At 66.4% G+C, this 13,338-nt stretch carries 12 protein-coding genes; all 12 read left to right on the forward strand.

Features of this window, described 5'->3' with window-relative positions:
• Positions 1-19: 19 nt before the first annotated feature.
• The 12 genes from icd (at position 20) to QTI05_RS18225 (ending at position 13,333) form a co-directional block, all read left to right on the forward strand.
• The gene (gene icd, locus QTI05_RS18170; protein ID WP_286543759.1) at positions 20-1,279 is read left to right on the forward strand and encodes an NADP-dependent isocitrate dehydrogenase; all 1,260 of its coding nucleotides are present in this window, start codon (positions 20-22) and stop codon (positions 1,277-1,279) included.
• A 179-nt stretch (positions 1,280-1,458) separates the two neighbouring features.
• Entirely contained in the window at positions 1,459-1,818 is a 360-nt protein-coding gene (gene clpS / locus QTI05_RS18175) for an ATP-dependent Clp protease adapter ClpS (protein WP_286543761.1), read from the forward strand.
• Positions 1,819-1,872: 54 nt separating this feature from the next.
• The gene (gene clpA, locus QTI05_RS18180) at positions 1,873-4,194 is read left to right on the forward strand and encodes an ATP-dependent Clp protease ATP-binding subunit ClpA (RefSeq protein WP_286543763.1); all 2,322 of its coding nucleotides are present in this window, start codon (positions 1,873-1,875) and stop codon (positions 4,192-4,194) included.
• Between the two features lie 68 nt (positions 4,195-4,262).
• Complete coding sequence (cls, locus tag QTI05_RS18185) at positions 4,263-5,708, forward strand: cardiolipin synthase (protein ID WP_286620088.1); 1,446 nt, start codon at positions 4,263-4,265, stop codon at positions 5,706-5,708.
• A gap of 1 nt (position 5,709) precedes the next feature.
• The gene (gene sbcB, locus QTI05_RS18190) at positions 5,710-7,149 is read left to right on the forward strand and encodes an exodeoxyribonuclease I (protein ID WP_286620089.1); all 1,440 of its coding nucleotides are present in this window, start codon (positions 5,710-5,712) and stop codon (positions 7,147-7,149) included.
• A 48-nt stretch (positions 7,150-7,197) separates the two neighbouring features.
• Positions 7,198-7,503, forward strand: a complete 306-nt coding sequence (locus QTI05_RS18195; protein ID WP_286543777.1) for a putative quinol monooxygenase — start codon at positions 7,198-7,200, stop codon at positions 7,501-7,503.
• A gap of 34 nt (positions 7,504-7,537) precedes the next feature.
• Complete coding sequence (locus tag QTI05_RS18200; RefSeq protein ID WP_286620091.1) at positions 7,538-8,389, forward strand: NAD-dependent protein deacetylase; 852 nt, start codon at positions 7,538-7,540, stop codon at positions 8,387-8,389.
• 39 nt (positions 8,390-8,428) lie between these two features.
• A complete protein-coding gene (locus tag QTI05_RS18205) occupies positions 8,429-9,571 on the forward strand; it encodes a flavin-containing monooxygenase (RefSeq protein WP_286620093.1) in 1,143 nt (380 codons plus the stop codon).
• Positions 9,572-9,679: 108 nt separating this feature from the next.
• Entirely contained in the window at positions 9,680-10,651 is a 972-nt protein-coding gene (locus tag QTI05_RS18210; RefSeq protein WP_286620094.1) for a Bug family tripartite tricarboxylate transporter substrate binding protein, read from the forward strand.
• A gap of 1 nt (position 10,652) precedes the next feature.
• Positions 10,653-11,522, forward strand: a complete 870-nt coding sequence (locus QTI05_RS18215) for an isocitrate lyase/PEP mutase family protein (RefSeq protein ID WP_286620096.1) — start codon at positions 10,653-10,655, stop codon at positions 11,520-11,522.
• The gene (locus QTI05_RS18220; protein ID WP_286620097.1) at positions 11,497-12,354 is read left to right on the forward strand and encodes an amidohydrolase family protein; all 858 of its coding nucleotides are present in this window, start codon (positions 11,497-11,499) and stop codon (positions 12,352-12,354) included. Before QTI05_RS18215 ends, QTI05_RS18220 begins: the two co-directional genes overlap by 26 nt.
• Positions 12,344-13,333, forward strand: coding sequence for a tripartite tricarboxylate transporter substrate binding protein (locus QTI05_RS18225; RefSeq protein WP_286620098.1), 990 nt, complete (start codon positions 12,344-12,346; stop codon positions 13,331-13,333). Before QTI05_RS18220 ends, QTI05_RS18225 begins: the two co-directional genes overlap by 11 nt.
• Positions 13,334-13,338: the final 5 nt, after the last annotated feature.

Consider the following 13,338-nt stretch of genomic DNA (forward strand, 5'->3'; position numbering starts at 1 on the left):
CCCGGAGCCCCCAGCCCCCATGCCCAGCTACCAGCACATCAAAGTCCCGACCGAAGGCCAAAAGATCACGGTCAATGCCGACAACTCGTTGAATGTGCCCGACCAGCCGATCATCCCCTTCATTGAGGGTGACGGCACCGGCCTCGACATCACGCCGGTGATGATCAAGGTGGTCGATGCGGCCGTGGCCAAGGCCTACGGCGGCAAGAAGAAGATCCACTGGATGGAGGTGTACGCCGGCGAGAAGTCGACCAAGGTCTACGGCCCGGACGTCTGGCTCCCCGAGGAAACCCTGCACGCCGTGCGCGACTATGTGGTCTCCATCAAGGGCCCACTGACCACGCCGGTGGGCGGCGGCATCCGCTCGCTCAACGTGGCGCTGCGCCAGGAGCTCGACCTGTACGTCTGCCTGCGCCCGATCCAGTACTTCAAGGGCGTTCCTTCCCCGGTCAAGGAACCCGAGAAGACCAACATGGTGATCTTCCGCGAGAACTCGGAAGACATCTACGCCGGCATCGAGTTCGAAGCCGAAAGCGAAAAGGCCAAGAAACTCATCAAGATCCTGCAGGACGAGTTCGGCGTCAAGAAGATCCGCTTCCCCAACACCTCGGGCATCGGCATCAAGCCGGTCTCGCGCGAAGGCACCGAGCGCCTGGTGCGCAAGGCGATCCAGTACGCGATCGACAATGACAAGCCCAGCGTCACCATCGTGCACAAGGGCAACATCATGAAGTTCACCGAAGGTGGCTTCCGTGACTGGGCCTATGGCCTGGCGGCCAAGGAATTCGGCGCCGAGCTGATCGACGGCGGCCCGTGGATGAAGTTCAAGAACCCACGCACAGGCAAGGAAATCACTGTCAAGGACAGCATCGCCGACGCGTTCCTGCAGCAGATCCTGTTGCGCCCCGCCGAGTACTCGGTGGTTGCAACGCTGAACCTGAACGGCGACTACATCTCGGACGCGCTGGCCGCCCAGGTCGGTGGCATCGGCATCGCGCCGGGCGCGAACCTCAGCGACACCGTCGCGATGTTCGAAGCCACCCACGGTACGGCTCCCAAGTACGCCGGCAAGGACTACGTGAACCCCGGTTCCGAAATCCTCTCGGCCGAAATGATGCTGCGCCACATGGGCTGGAAAGAAGCCGCCGACCTGATCATCAGCTCGATCGAAAAGTCGATCGCCAGCAAGAAGGTCACTTACGACTTCGCGCGCCTGATGGACGGCGCCACGCAGGTGAGCTGCTCGGGCTTCGGCCAGGTGATGATCGACCAGATGTGATCTGGCAGGCCGGCCGAGTGCCGGCGGCATCGCTCCAGCCCCGGTGACCACAAGGCGCCGGGGTTTTTTGTTGCGCGCCGTGTGCCGTCTTTCACGGGTGTCCACTTGTTTTGTCTGGAACCCGCCACCAAATCCTTTGGCGCCGGCATGGCGCTTGCTCGATCTATAGAATGATTTTCATGGCAACGAGAATCCCAACGACCCCGAAAACGCCGCCGGTCCGCAAGCCGGCGCGGGATGACGGCGACGCGGTCGTCCTGGAGCGGCGCCCCCAGAAAACAGCGCCCCCGCAGATGTACCAGGTCGTGATGCTGAACGACGACTACACGCCGATGGAGTTCGTGATCGTCGTCATCCAGGAATTTTTCAACAAGGACCGTGAGACCGCGACCCAGATCATGCTCAAGATCCACCTCGACGGCCGGGGTGTCTGCGGCGTTTTCTCGCGCGATCTGGCGGCCACCAAGGTCAATCAGGTGATGGAAGCGGCGGCCCAGGCGGGCCACCCGTTGCAGTGCGTCAGTGAACCCGTTGAATAAAGCGCACTCCAACCCATCTGCAACATATTTACAGCAAGGCAAAAAGGAAATCACATGATTGCCCAGGAACTGGAAGTCAGCTTGCACATGGCCTTCGTCGAGGCCCGGCAGCAGCGCCACGAGTTCATCACCGTGGAGCATCTGCTGCTCGCTTTGCTGGACAACCCGAGCGCCGCAGAGGTTCTGCGCGCCTGCTCGGCCAACGTCGACGACCTGCGGGCGTCGCTCACCAACTTCATCAAGGACAACACGCCCCAGGTGGCGGGTACCGACGATGTAGACACCCAGCCGACGCTGGGTTTCCAGCGCGTCATCCAGCGCGCCATCATGCATGTGCAGTCCACCGGCAACGGCAAGAAGGAAGTCACCGGCGCCAACGTGCTGGTCGCGATCTTCGGCGAAAAGGATTCGCACGCGGTCTACTACCTGCACCAGCAGGGCGTGACCCGGCTCGACGTGGTCAACTTCATCGCCCACGGCATCAAGAAAAGCGATCCGCCGGAAGCCGCCAAGGGCAGCAGCGAGTCGTCGTCGAGCGAAGGCGATGAGGGCGGCGGCGAAAAGAACGAGAAGGCTTCGCCGCTCGAGCAGTTCACGCAAAACCTCAACCAGGCCGCCAGGGAAGGCAAGATCGATCCGCTGATCGGCCGCGAGTACGAGGTCGAGCGCGTGATCCAGATCCTTTGCCGCCGGCGCAAGAACAACCCGCTGCTGGTCGGCGAGGCCGGCGTCGGCAAGACCGCGATCGCCGAGGGCCTGGCCTGGCGCATCACGCAGGGTGATGTGCCCGAGATCCTGGCCGAGTCGAGTGTCTACTCGCTCGACATGGGTGCGCTGCTGGCCGGCACCAAGTACCGCGGCGATTTCGAGCAGCGCCTGAAGGGTGTGCTCAAGTCGCTCAAGGACAAGCCGAACGCCATTCTGTTCATCGACGAAATCCATACGCTGATCGGCGCCGGCGCGGCCTCGGGCGGCACGCTGGATGCATCGAACCTGCTGAAGCCGGCGCTCTCGAGCGGCCAGCTCAAGTGCATCGGCGCCACCACGTTCACCGAATACCGCGGCATCTTCGAGAAGGATGCGGCCCTGTCGCGTCGTTTCCAGAAGGTCGACGTGGTCGAGCCGACCGTGCAGGAAACGGTTGAGATCCTCAAGGGTCTGAAGTCGCGCTTCGAGGAACACCATGGCGTCAAGTACGCGGTGGCGGCCCTGCAGGCCGCGGCCGAACTGAGCGCCAAGTACATCAACGACCGCCATCTGCCCGACAAGGCGATCGACGTGATCGACGAGGCCGGCGCCGCCCAGCGGATCCTGCCGCCGAGCAAGCGCAAGAAGACCATCAGCAAGACCGAGGTCGAGGACATCGTCGCGAAGATCGCGCGCATTCCCCCGGCCAACGTCAGCAACGATGACCGCGGCAAGCTGCAGACCATTGAACGCGACCTGAAGAGCGTGGTGTTCGGCCAGGACAAGGCACTCGAAGTGCTGGCCTCCGCGGTCAAGATGGCGCGCTCGGGCCTGGGCCGTGCCGACAAGCCGATCGGCTCGTTCCTGTTCAGCGGCCCCACCGGCGTCGGCAAGACCGAAGCGGCGAAGCAACTGGCCTACATCATGGGCATCGAGCTGATCCGCTTCGACATGTCGGAGTACATGGAGCGCCATGCGGTGAGCCGCCTGATCGGCGCGCCTCCGGGCTACGTCGGCTTCGACCAGGGCGGCCTGCTGACCGAAGCCGTCACGAAGAAGCCGCACGCGGTGTTGCTGCTCGACGAGATCGAGAAGGCGCATCCGGACATCTTCAACGTGCTGCTGCAGGTGATGGACCATGGCACCCTGACCGACAACAACGGACGCAAGGCCGACTTCCGCAACGTGATCATCGTCATGACCACCAACGCGGGCGCCGAAACCATGAACAAGGCGACCATCGGCTTTACCAACCCGCGTCAGGCGGGCGACGAGATGGCCGACATCAAGCGCCTGTTCACGCCGGAGTTCCGCAACCGCCTCGACGCGACCGTGAGCTTCAAGGCGCTCGACGAAGTGGTCATCCTGCGCGTGGTCGACAAGTTCCTGCTGCAACTCGAGCAGCAACTGACGGAGAAGAAGGTCGACGTCACGTTCAGCGATACGCTGCGCAAGCACCTCGCCAAGACGGGCTTCGATCCGTTGATGGGCGCGCGGCCGATGCAGCGCCTGATCCAGGACACGATCCGTCGTGCGCTGGCCGACGAGTTGCTGTTCGGGCGCCTGATCGACGGTGGCCGCCTGTCGGTCGATGTCGACGACAAGGGCGAAGTGCTGCTCGACATCCAGCCGTTGCAGAAGAAGGAAGGGCGCTCCAAGCCCGAAGCCGAGGAAGCCGCCACAGGCTGATTTGTTCAAGCCCCGTGCAAAGGCCGGTAGCATCACGCTGCCGGCCTTTTTCTTTTTTGACGTTCCCCTTGATCCTCCCCGAACTCAGCCACGAATGGAAAACCGGGCTGTCGCTGGCCTGGAGCGGCTACATCGCGGTGCTGTCGGTCTGGATCGTGATGCAGAAGCGGGCGCCGGTGTCGACGATGAGCTGGATCCTGTCGCTCGCGCTGCTGCCGTTCGCCGGCTTCGTCATCTACTACTTCCTCGGGCCGCAACGCATGAAGAAGCAGCGGCTCAAGCGGCTGCGCAGCCGTGCCAGCGCGCACGCGCCGGCCGACCTGGCGCTGCTGCGGCAGGTGGCCGAAGACGCGCCGACGGCGTTGCGGCAGATGGCGGGGCTCGGCGCGGCCGCCTGCGGACTGCCGGTGTCGAGCGCGCTCAGCGTGGAACTGCTCTCCGGCGGGGCGCGCACGTTCGACGCCATCTTCGAGGCCATTCGCGATGCGCGCGACCACGTGCACGTCGAGTACTACATCTTCGAACCCGACCGGATCGGCACTGCGCTGCGCGATCTGCTGGTTCAGAAGGCACAGCAGGGCGTGGCGGTGCGGTTGCTGCTCGACGCGCTGGGCTCCAAACGCATCGGCCGCAGGTTCATGGCGCCGCTGCACGCCGCGGGTGTGAAGGTTGCGCTGTTCCACGACACGCGCATCGGCCGGCGGCTGCGCCCGGTGACCAACTACCGCACCCACCGCAAGATCGTCGTCTGCGACGGGCGCATCGGCTTCACCGGCGGCGTCAACATCACCGACGAGGAAGACAAGCGCACCCGCCCTGACGCCTACCACGACGTGCATGTGCGCATCGAAGGCAGCGCGGTGCGCTGGCTGCAGACCACCTTTCTCGAAGACTGGACCTACGCCACCGGCGAGAACCCGCGCGAGATGGATCCGACGCTGCCGAAGCTGCTCCCGCCCATGGAGGCGGGCGACATCCCGGTGCAGATCGTCACCAGCGGGCCCGACAGCCCACTCGAGGCGATCCACCGCATGCATGTGTCGGCCATCAATTCGTCGACCGATCGCGCCTGGCTCACCACACCGTACTTCGTGCCCGGCGAGCCGGCCCTGATGGCGCTGACCAGCGCGGCGTTGCGCGGTGTCGACGTGCGTTTGCTCGTGCCGCGCCGCAGCGACTCGCTCATCGTGAGCGCGGCGGCCAGGTCCTACTTCGACGAACTCATCGCCGCGGGCGTCAAGGTCTGGGAATACAAGGCGCGCATGCTGCATTCCAAGACGCTGGTGGTCGACGACAACTGCGCGATGATCGGCACCGCCAACTTCGACAACCGCAGCTTTCGCCTCAATTACGAGGTGATGGCGGTGGTGTACGGCCCGGCACTTGCGAAGCCGCTGGCGTCCCAGTTCGAAACCGACCTGCACAGTTCGGCCGCGGTGCGCGCGCACCGGCCGCAGCGCTTTCTGCAGCGGTTGGCCGACGCCACCGCACGCCTCTTTTCCCCCTTGCTTTGACATGACCCACACCTTTCTCTGGCACGACTACGAAACCTTCGGGGCCAATGTGCGGCGCGATCGGCCGGCCCAGTTCGCCGGCATCCGGACGGATGCGGAACTCAACGAGATCGGCGAGCCGCTGATGCTGTACTGCAAGCCCGCGCCCGACTTTCTGCCGAGCCCCGAGGCCTGCCTGATCACCGGCATCACGCCGCAGCTCTGCCTCGAGCGCGGCATCCCCGAGCACGAATTTGCGGCGCAGATCGAACAGGTTTTCTCTCAGCCCGGCACCATCGGAGTGGGCTACAACACCATCCGCTTCGACGACGAAATCACGCGCTTCATGTTCTGGCGCAACCTGATCGATCCGTACGCGCGCGAATGGCAAAACGATTGCGGCCGCTGGGATCTGCTCGATGTGGTGCGCCTCACCTACGCGTTGCGGCCCGAAGGCATCGAATGGCCGAAGAAGGACGACGGCCGGCCCAGCTTCAAGCTCGAAGACCTGGCGCGCGCCAACGGCCTGCTGCACGAAGCCGCGCACGATGCGCTGTCGGACGTGCGCGCCACCATCGCGCTGGCGCGCCTGATCCGCACCCGGCAGCCGCGCCTGTTCGACTTCGCGCTGCGGCTGCACAAGAAAGACCAGGTCGCTGCCGAACTCGGCTTGCCGGCCACGCGGGTGACTGCCAAGCCCTTTCTGCACGTCTCGGGCATGTTCCCGGTGGAGCGCGGCTGCCTGGCCGTGATGTGGCCGCTGGCCACCCACCCGACCAACAAGAACGAGCTGATCGCCTGGGATCTGGCGCACGACCCGAGCGAGCTTCCGCTGATCGATGTGGCAACGCTGCGCACCCGCCTTTTCACCAAGACCGCCGATCTGCCCGAAGGCATGGCGCGCCTGCCCGTCAAATCGATCCACCTCAACAAGTCGCCGATGGTGGTGGGTAACCTCAAGACACTGGTGCCCGCAATGCAGGAACGCTGGCAGATCGATCTGGAAACGGCGCTGCGCCATGCCGGCATTGCGGCGGGCCTGCCCGACATGAGCGCCATCTGGCCCGAGGTTTTCAAACGTCCGGCCGAAGGCAAGCCCGATGTCGATGAAGACCTGTACGGCGGCTTTGTCGGCAATGCCGATCGGCGGCGGCTCAATCACCTGCGCGGCCTTTCGGGCGCCGAGCTTGCCCATGCGCGCAGCGGCTTCGACGACGGCCGGCTCGAAGAGCTGCTGTTCCGCTACCGCGCGCGCAACTTCGTCGACACGCTGAGCGCCGAAGAGGCCGCGCGCTGGGAAGCGCACCGTGCCGCGCGGCTGCTCGAAGGCGAGGGCGGGGTGGTCAACGTCGACCAGTTCTTCGCCGAGATCGACACGCTGGCCGAAACCGCCGACGAGCGGGCCGAGACCATCCTCGGCGCGCTCTACGAATACGCCGAGGCGATTGCGCCCGAAGGCTGAGCAAGGCCCCCGCGTCATTGCCCTGATCACAACCCAGGAGAGACAGCCATGATTCTTGTCACCGGCACCATCGTCGCCACCGCCGACGCGTTCGACGAGATCCTCGCGCTCAGCGTCGAGCATGTCCACCGTTCGCGCTCGGAACCCGGTTGCATCTCGCACGCAGTACACCGCGATGCCGAGCACCCGCTGCGGCTCGTGTTCATCGAGCAGTGGGCCGACGCCGCCGCGTTGAAAGCGCACTTCGGGGTGCCGGCGTCGCGCGGCTTTGCCAAGACCGCCGGCGCACTCGCCGCCGAACCGCCCACGATCCAGATCTACAACGCCGAAGCGGTGTCGCCCGCGGCCCTCTGATGCCTTGAATTTGCAGGCGCCGTATGCTTGGCGCATGGATGCCACTTCCACTGCGCTCGCCGATTTCGTCCAGCGCCACCCCAGGCTCTTTGTACTGACCGGTGCGGGCTGCAGCACTGATTCGGGCATCCCGGACTACCGCGACACCAACGGCGAGTGGAAACGTCCGTCGCCGGTCACCTACCAGGCCTTCACCGGCGAAGAAACCACGCGCCGCCGCTACTGGGCGCGCAGCCTGATCGGCTGGCCGACGATGGCCAATGCACGGCCCGGCGCAGCGCACCGCGCGCTGGCGCAACTGGAGGCAGCAGGTCGCATCGGCCTGCTGCTGACCCAGAATGTCGACGGGCTCCATGACGCTGCCGGCAGCCGGTCGACCGTCGACCTGCATGGCCGCATCGACACCGTGCGCTGCATGGCCTGCGACACGCGCACGCCGCGCGCCGAGCTGCAGGTCGAGCTGCGCCGCCGCAATCCGCGCTGGGCCGAACTGGAAGCCCGCGCCGCACCGGACGGCGATGCCGACCTCGACGGCCGCGACTTCGCCAGTTTCGATGTGCCCGATTGCCCGCGTTGCGGCGGCATGCTCAAGCCCGATGTGGTGTTCTTCGGCGAGAGCGTGCCGAAGGAGCGTGTTGCTGCATCGTTTGCAGCGCTGGAGGCGGCGGACGCGGTGCTGGTTGTCGGCTCGTCGTTGATGGTGTATTCGGGCTATCGGTTCGTGCAGGCGGCGGCGCAGGCGGGCAAGCCGGTCGCTGCGGTGAATCTCGGGCGGACGCGGGCGGATGAACTGCTGGCGCTCAAGGTCGAACGGCCGGTGGGTGAGGCACTGGCGGAACTGGCGGGCCGCCGCTGGCCAGCGCCCTCGGAGCCGCACCGCATCTGAGCACTGCGGCGTACGATCCTTTCGCAGGAGACGTCCAGGATGAACAGCGACGACATCGTGGTGATCGGCGCCGGCCCTGCAGGCCTGGCGGTTTCCGCCTGCCTGCGCGAACAGGGACTGCCCCACGCGCTGCTGGAGCGCGAAGCAGAAGCGGCGCCGGTGTGGCGGCACCACTACGACCGGCTGCATCTGCACACCGCCAAGCGCTTCTCCGGGCTGCCGCTGGCGCCGTGGCCGGACGAAGCACCGCGCTATCCGTCGCGCGCGCAGGTGTTCGACTACCTCTCGCGCTATGCCTCGGAGCGCGCGGTTGCGCCGCGCTTCGGTGTCGACGTGCAGCAAGTGAAGCGCCGGGGCGAACGCTTCGCGGTCGACACCAGCAGCGGGCCGCTGACGCCGCGCTTCGTGGTGGTTGCGACGGGCTACAACGGCGTCGTCAACCGGCCCGCGCTTGCCGGCCTCGAAGGATTCACGGGCAGCGTGGTGCACGCCAGTGCCTACCGGAACCCGGCGCCCTACGTCGGCCTGCGCACGCTGGTGGTGGGCTGTGGCAACTCGGGCGCCGAGATCGCGCTCGACCTGGCGGAGCAGGGCGTCGACGTGGCGATGGTGGTGCGCGGGCCGGTGCATGTGGTGCCGCGTGATCTCTTCGGAATGCCGAGCCAGCAGGTGGGCGTGATGCTGGCACGCTTGCCGCTGGGGTTGCGCGATGCGATCGCCGCCGCGGCAATGCGCTTCGCGGTTGGAGACCTCTCGCGATGGGGCATCGTGCGGCCCGACATCGGGCTCAACCGGATGATCGAGACCGTCGGGCGCGTGCCCATCCTCGACATCGGAACCGTTGCCGCAATCAAGGCCGGGCGCATCCGCGTGTTGCCCGCCGTCGAGCAGGTGCTGGAAGACGGCGTGCGCTTCGCCGGCGGCGCCACGCACCCGTTCGAGGCCATCATCCTGGCCACCGGCTACAGGCCGGGCCTGGAGCGCATCGTCGGGGGCTTCGACGCCATTGCCGATGCACGCGGGCGACCCCACTGCTTCGGGCAGGAGACCGCCATCTCCGGTTTGTTCTTCGTGGGATTCCGGAATCCGCCCACCGGCGCGCTGCGCGAGATCGCGCTGGAGGCGCCACGTGTCGCCGCGGCGATCAGGTCGCGAATCCGCGAGGCCGAGTCTTCGGCATAAGCACCGCTTATGAAAACGTAACCCGTCCTGCCGTTCCGCTTTGTGCAGCTCCTGCAGATACTTGGCGCCTCCGCCGCATGACGGCGGCAACAAATGCCAGGAGACACCATGCAAAAGCTTTTCAGCCTCGGCCTTGCGGCAGCGATCGCGCTCGGTTTCAGCGGCCAGGCCGCCGCCCAGACGGCGCCCGCGTGGCCCACCAAGCCGATCCGGCTGGTCGTTCCTTTCTCGGCCGGCGGTGCCAACGACCTGATGGCACGTGCTGCCGCGGAAGGCGCTTCCAGGTCGCTGGGCCAGCCAATCGTGGTCGAGAACAAGCCGGGCGGCGGCACCACGCTGGGCGCCGACCTGGTGTCCAAGTCGGCGCCCGATGGCTACACCTTCCTGATCAGTGCAGCGGGTGTGATCTCCAACAGCCTGATCAAGAAGTCCATGCCGTACAAGGACTCCGACCTCACGCCGGTCGCCATGATCGGTTTGGCGCCTTCTGTGATCCTGGTGCCGGCGGACGCGCCCTACAAGGATCTCAAGGAGTTCATTGCTGCGTCCAGCAAAGGCGAAGGCTTCCACTGGGCCACCGCCGGTACCGGCAGCACGCCGCACTTCGTGTCAGGCGTGCTGCAGACGAAGTACAACGCCAAGCTCGACATCGTTCCCTACAAGAGCGGCTCCGAATCGATCACCGCGGTGCTCGGCAAGCAGGTCGAGGCCACCTCCGAGGCCAGCATCGTGGCATTGCCCTACCTGAAAAGCGGCAAGCTGAAGGCCCTGGCCGATACCTGGACGTCGCGCATCTCGGCCTATCCCGAACTCTCCACCGCGACGGAGCAGGGCTTCGGCGAACTGCGCATCGCGCACTGGGCCGGCGTGCATGCGCCGCACGGCACCCCACCCGCCATCATGGACAAGATGGCCGCGGCGATCGATGCGGCAATGAAGATGCCCGCGATCGCCGATCGCCTCAAGGGCATGGGCATCGAGCCCATCGGCGGAACGCGCGCGTCCTTCAACAAGTTCGTGGATGAAGAGCGCGCGCGTCTCGGCGCCGTGGTCAAGGCCACCGGCATGAAGGACGAGTGAGATGACGACCGTCCACGCCGGCACGCTGCTGCGGCAAAAGGTCGAGGCCCGGCGTGGGCTGCTGATGCCGGGCGCAGCGAATGCGCTGGCGGCCCGCGTGATCGAGCAGCTCGGCTTCGAGGCGGTCTACCTGAGCGGCGCAGGCCTCACCAACACGTTCTACGGCCTGCCTGACCTGGGCTTCGTCAGCCTGGCGGACATCGCGCAGCACACTGCCGCGATCCGCGACGCGGTCGCGTTGCCGATCGTGGTCGACGCCGACACCGGCTTCGGCAACGCACTGAACGTGCGGCACTGCGTACGCACGCTGGAGCGCGCCGGCGCCAACGCGATCCAGTTCGAGGATCAGGTAATGCCGAAGAAGTGTGGCCACTTCGAAGGCAAGGCGGTGGTCACGCAACAGGAAATGGTCGGCAAGATCAAGGCCGCGGTCGACGCGCGCATCCATGCCGACATGCTGGTGATCGCCCGCACCGATGCGGCTGCCGTGGCAGGCATCGACGACGCGATCGCCCGCGCAGCCGCCTATGCCCAAGCCGGCGCGGACATCACCTTCGTGGAGGCACCGTCATCGCTCGAGGCATTGCATCGCATCCCGCGCGAGATTGCCTGCCCGCAGGTGGTCAACATCGTCATCGGCGGAAAGACGCCGACGCTGCCCGCGGCCGACTTCGGCGCCATGGGCTTCGGCCTCGTGCTCTATGCCAACGCCGCGCTGCAGGGCGCGGTGCACGGAATGACGATGGCACTGACGAGCCTGCGCGACAACGGCCGCCTCGACGAGAGCAGCGGCCTGATCACGACCTTTGCGCAGCGCCAGGCGCTGGTGCGCAAGGACGAGTTCGATGCACTCGATCGCCGCTACGGCTGAGCCGGGGCTGGCCGTCAGCGGCATCGACACCCACGCGCATGTGTTCGTGCGCGGCCTTCCGCTGGCGGCGCAGCGGCGCCACGCGCCGGACTACGACGCCAGCCTCGACAGCTACCTGGCGCTGCTCGACACGCACGGCATCTCGCACGGCGTGCTGGTGCAGCCCAGCTTTCTCGGCACCGACAACAGCTTCATGCTCGCCGCGCTGCGCGCATGCCCGACCCGCCTGCGCGGCGTCGCGGTGACCGCTCCGGACGCCGGGGAAGGCGAACTGCTTGCCCTGCGCGAGGCGGGCGTCTGCGGCGTTCGCCTCAACCTGCTCGGGCTCCCGATGCCCGATTTCGGGCAACCCGTCTGGCGCAGCTGGTTCGCCCGCGTGCGGGCGCTCGGCTGGCATGTGGAATTGCATGTCGAATCGCGGTATTTGCCATTCGCCGGCCAAGCCGTGCTCGATGCGGGCTGCAGGCTTGTGGTCGACCATTTCGGACGGCCCGGCGCTGTCCCCGATGTGGGCCGGGCATGGCTGCTCGACGCCGCTGGAGGCGGTCGAACCTGGGTCAAGTTGTCGGCGGCATACCGGAACTGGCCCGGTGCTTCGTCATCGCAGGCGACCGACGCTGCCGGGCTGTTGCTGGAGCGTTTCGGCGCCCAGCGGCTGATGTGGGGTAGCGACTGGCCGCACACGGAGCATCGCGATGCCGCGAGCTACGGCAACACAAAGGCGGCGCTCACCGAGTGGGTGCCGGATCCCTCGGCGCGCCATCGCATCCTGGTCGAGACGCCGGCAGATTTTTATGACTTCGAAACTGGAGACAAACACCATGATCAATGATTCTTCAAGCCGCCGCCGATGGCTGACCCATGCCGCCGCCGTGTGCGCGCTGTTGTCGGCCCCGGTGCTGGTTCACGCACAGGCCTGGCCCGCCAAGCCGATCCGGTGGGTCGTGACCTACCCGCCGGGCGGAACGGTCGACGCAGTGGCCCGCGTGATCGCGCCGAAGCTCTCCCTGCGGCTCGGCCAGCCGGTGGTGATCGACAACCGGGCCGGCGCGGGCGGCGCGATCGGTGGCGATCTGGTGGCCAAGAGCGCCCCGGATGGCTACACCGTCATGCTGGACGCCTCCAACCACGCGCAGAACCCGGCACTTCGCACGAAGATGCCTTTCGACACGATGCGCGACCTGGCGCCTGTCTCGTTGCTGGTCAAGGTGCCCAATGTGCTGGTGGTGAATCCGGGTGCACCCATCGCCGGCGTCAAGGAACTGGTCGCCCTCGCGAAAGCCAAGCCCGGCGAGGTCAACTATGCGTCGTCGGGCAACGGCTCGGCGCAGCACCTGGCGGCCGAACTGTTCTCGTCGATGGCGGGCGTGCGCATGACGCACGTGGCCTACAAGGGCGGCGGGCCCGCGCTCACCGATGTGATGGCCGGACAGGTGCCGGTGTTTTTTGCCAGCGTGGCCTCGGGGCTTCCGTACATCCAGAGCGGCAAGCTCCGCGCGCTGGCCGTCACCGGCAAATCGCGCACCCCCGTGCTGCCCCAGTTGCCGACCGTCGCGGAATCCGGCTTGCCCGGCTACGAGGTCTACGAATGGAATGGCGTGTTCGTGCCGAGCGGCACGCCGGCACCGATCGTCGACCGGCTGTCCCGGGAACTGGCCGCGGTGCTCAAGGATCCGGACGTGCACGCACGGCTCGAAGCCATCGGCGCCGAAGTGATCGGCTCTACGCCGGCCGAGCTGGACGCGTTCCGCAAGGCCGAAATGGCCAAGTGGAGCAAGGTCGCCAAGGAGAACCGGATCCAGCTCGACTGAACGCG

The organism is Variovorax fucosicus (assembly GCF_030316825.1).
In the GTDB taxonomy this organism is placed as follows: domain Bacteria; phylum Pseudomonadota; class Gammaproteobacteria; order Burkholderiales; family Burkholderiaceae_C; genus Variovorax; species Variovorax fucosicus.

Coding starts and splice junctions, on each gene's coding strand:
- icd (WP_286543759.1), top strand. CDS start 20: ATGCCCAGCTACCAGCACATCAAAGTCCCGACCGAAGGCCAAAAGATC.
- clpS (WP_286543761.1), top strand. CDS start 1,459: ATGGCAACGAGAATCCCAACGACCCCGAAAACGCCGCCGGTCCGCAAG.
- clpA (WP_286543763.1), top strand. CDS start 1,873: ATGATTGCCCAGGAACTGGAAGTCAGCTTGCACATGGCCTTCGTCGAG.
- sbcB (WP_286620089.1), top strand. CDS start 5,710: ATGACCCACACCTTTCTCTGGCACGACTACGAAACCTTCGGGGCCAAT.
- QTI05_RS18195 (WP_286543777.1), top strand. CDS start 7,198: ATGATTCTTGTCACCGGCACCATCGTCGCCACCGCCGACGCGTTCGAC.
- QTI05_RS18200 (WP_286620091.1), top strand. CDS start 7,538: ATGGATGCCACTTCCACTGCGCTCGCCGATTTCGTCCAGCGCCACCCC.
- QTI05_RS18205 (WP_286620093.1), top strand. CDS start 8,429: ATGAACAGCGACGACATCGTGGTGATCGGCGCCGGCCCTGCAGGCCTG.
- QTI05_RS18210 (WP_286620094.1), top strand. CDS start 9,680: ATGCAAAAGCTTTTCAGCCTCGGCCTTGCGGCAGCGATCGCGCTCGGT.
- QTI05_RS18215 (WP_286620096.1), top strand. CDS start 10,653: ATGACGACCGTCCACGCCGGCACGCTGCTGCGGCAAAAGGTCGAGGCC.
- QTI05_RS18220 (WP_286620097.1), top strand. CDS start 11,497: ATGCACTCGATCGCCGCTACGGCTGAGCCGGGGCTGGCCGTCAGCGGC.
- QTI05_RS18225 (WP_286620098.1), top strand. CDS start 12,344: ATGATCAATGATTCTTCAAGCCGCCGCCGATGGCTGACCCATGCCGCC.